At 56.6% G+C, this 3,266-nt stretch carries 1 rRNA gene; it reads right to left on the bottom strand.

What is annotated here, in order from left to right:
• Positions 1 to 85 precede the first annotated feature (85 nt).
• Positions 86 to 3,208: ribosomal RNA gene (locus ACFVYS_RS43705) — 23S ribosomal RNA — on the bottom strand.
• Positions 3,209 to 3,266 lie beyond the last annotated feature (58 nt).

Raw genomic sequence — 3,266 nt, 5'->3', positions numbered from 1 at the left:
TGAAACACATGCAGCCGCACCACACCGTGACCATGGCATGGGGCTGTTCGTGGTTTCAGAACCAACACAGTGGACGCGAGCAACTGAGGACAAGCCCTCGGCCTATTAGTACCAGTCAGCTTCACCCATTACTGGGCTTCCACATCCGGCCTATCAACCCAGTCGTCTACTGGGAGCCTTAACCCCTCAAGGGGGTGGGAATACTCATCTCGAAGCAGGCTTCCCGCTTAGATGCTTTCAGCGGTTATCCCTCCCGAACGTAGCCAACCAGCCATGCCCTTGGCAGAACAACTGGCACACCAGAGGTTCGTCCGTCCCGGTCCTCTCGTACTAGGGACAGCCCTTCTCAATATTCCTGCGCGCGCAGCGGATAGGGACCGAACTGTCTCACGACGTTCTAAACCCAGCTCGCGTACCGCTTTAATGGGCGAACAGCCCAACCCTTGGGACCGACTCCAGCCCCAGGATGCGACGAGCCGACATCGAGGTGCCAAACCATCCCGTCGATATGGACTCTTGGGGAAGATCAGCCTGTTATCCCCGGGGTACCTTTTATCCGTTGAGCGACGGCGCTTCCACAAGCCACCGCCGGATCACTAGTCCCGACTTTCGTCCCTGCTCGACCCGTCGGTCTCACAGTCAAGCTCCCTTGTGCACTTACACTCAACACCTGATTGCCAACCAGGCTGAGGGAACCTTTGGGCGCCTCCGTTACTCTTTAGGAGGCAACCGCCCCAGTTAAACTACCCATCAGACACTGTCCCTGATCCGGATCACGGACCCAGGTTAGACATCCAGCACGACCAGAGTGGTATTTCAACGACGACTCACCGTGAACTGGCGTCCACGTTTCAAAGTCTCCCACCTATCCTACACAAGCCGAACCGAACACCAATATCAAACTGTAGTAAAGGTCCCGGGGTCTTTCCGTCCTGCTGCGCGAAACGAGCATCTTTACTCGTAGTGCAATTTCACCGGGCCTATGGTTGAGACAGTCGAGAAGTCGTTACGCCATTCGTGCAGGTCGGAACTTACCCGACAAGGAATTTCGCTACCTTAGGATGGTTATAGTTACCACCGCCGTTTACTGGCGCTTAAGTTCTCAGCTTCGCCTAGTCGAAACTAGACTAACCGGTCCCCTTAACGTTCCAGCACCGGGCAGGCGTCAGTCCGTATACATCGCCTTACGGCTTCGCACGGACCTGTGTTTTTAGTAAACAGTCGCTTCTCGCTGGTCTCTGCGGCCACCCCCAGCTCATGGAGTAAATCCAATCACCGGACGTGGCCCCCCTTCTCCCGAAGTTACGGGGGCATTTTGCCGAGTTCCTTAACCATAGTTCACCCGAACGCCTCGGTATTCTCTACCTGACCACCTGAGTCGGTTTAGGGTACGGGCCGCCATGAAACTCGCTAGAGGCTTTTCTCGACAGCATAGGATCATCCACTTCGCCACAATCGGCTCGGCATCAGGTCTCAGACTATGTGGTGTGCGGATTTGCCTACACACCGTCCTACACCCTTACCCCGGGACAACCACCGCCCGGGATGGACTACCTTCCTGCGTCACCCCATCACTCACCTACTGCAAGTCTGGTTCGCCGGCTCCACCACTTTCCTTTCCCCGAAGGGTCCGGAACGGCTTCACGGACTTAGCATCGCCTGGTTCGATGTTTGACGCTTCACAGCGGGTACCGGAATATCAACCGGTTATCCATCGACTACGCCTGTCGGCCTCGCCTTAGGTCCCGACTTACCCTGGGCAGATCAGCTTGACCCAGGAACCCTTAGTCAATCGGCGCACACGTTTCTCACGTGTGTATCGCTACTCATGCCTGCATTCTCACTCGTGAACCGTCCACAACTACCTTCCGGTGCTGCTTCACCCGGCACACGACGCTCCCCTACCCATCACAGCGGGCGTTGGCCCTATAGCTGCAATGACACGACTTCGGCGGTACGCTTGAGCCCCGCTACATTGTCGGCGCGGAATCACTAGACCAGTGAGCTATTACGCACTCTTTCAAGGGTGGCTGCTTCTAAGCCAACCTCCTGGTTGTCTGTGCGACTCCACATCCTTTCCCACTTAGCGTACGCTTAGGGGCCTTAGTCGATGCTCTGGGCTGTTTCCCTCTCGACCATGGAGCTTATCCCCCACAGTCTCACTGCCGCGCTCTCACTTACCGGCATTCGGAGTTTGGCTAAGGTCAGTAACCCGGTAGGGCCCATCGCCTATCCAGTGCTCTACCTCCGGCAAGAAACACACGACGCTGCACCTAAATGCATTTCGGGGAGAACCAGCTATCACGGAGTTTGATTGGCCTTTCACCCCTAACCACAGGTCATCCCCCAGGTTTTCAACCCTGGTGGGTTCGGTCCTCCACGAAGTCTTACCTCCGCTTCAACCTGCCCATGGCTAGATCACTCCGCTTCGGGTCTTGAGCGTGCTACTGAAACGCCCTATTCGGACTCGCTTTCGCTACGGCTTCCCCACTCGGGTTAACCTCGCAACACACCGCAAACTCGCAGGCTCATTCTTCAAAAGGCACGCAGTCACGAGACACCAAGCAAGCTTGATGTCCGACGCTCCCACGGCTTGTAGGCACACGGTTTCAGGTACTATTTCACTCCGCTCCCGCGGTACTTTTCACCATTCCCTCACGGTACTATCCGCTATCGGTCACCAGGGAATATTTAGGCTTAGCGGGTGGTCCCGCCAGATTCACACGGGATTTCTCGGGCCCCGTGCTACTTGGGTGTCTCTCAAACGAGCCGTTGACGTTTCGACTACGGGGGTCTTACCCTCTACGCCGGACCTTTCGCATGTCCTTCGCCTACATCAACGGTTTCTGACTCGTCTCACAGCCGGCAGACTGTGAAAGAGAGATCCCACAACCCCGTACACGCAACCCCTGCCGGGTCTCACACGTATACGGTTTGGCCTCATCCGGTTTCGCTCGCCACTACTCCCGGAATCACGGTTGTTTTCTCTTCCTGCGGGTACTGAGATGTTTCACTTCCCCGCGTTCCCTCCACACTGCCTATGTGTTCAGCAGCGGGTGACAGCCCATGACGACTGCCGGGTTTCCCCATTCGGAAACCCCCGGATCAAAGCCTGGTTGACGACTCCCCGGGGACTATCGTGGCCTCCCACGTCCTTCATCGGTTCCTGGTGCCAAGGCATCCACCGTGCGCCCTTAAAAACTTGGCCACAGATGCTCGCGTCCACTGTGCAGTTCTCAAACAACGACCAGCCACCCATCACCCCA

The sequence above is a fragment of the Streptomyces sp. NPDC058295 genome, from assembly GCF_042880655.1.
In the GTDB taxonomy this organism is placed as follows: Bacteria; Actinomycetota; Actinomycetes; order Streptomycetales; family Streptomycetaceae; genus Streptomyces; species Streptomyces coriariae.
The sequence above is the reverse complement of the archived record's forward strand: the minus strand, read 5'-3'. Positions and strand labels throughout refer to the sequence as shown.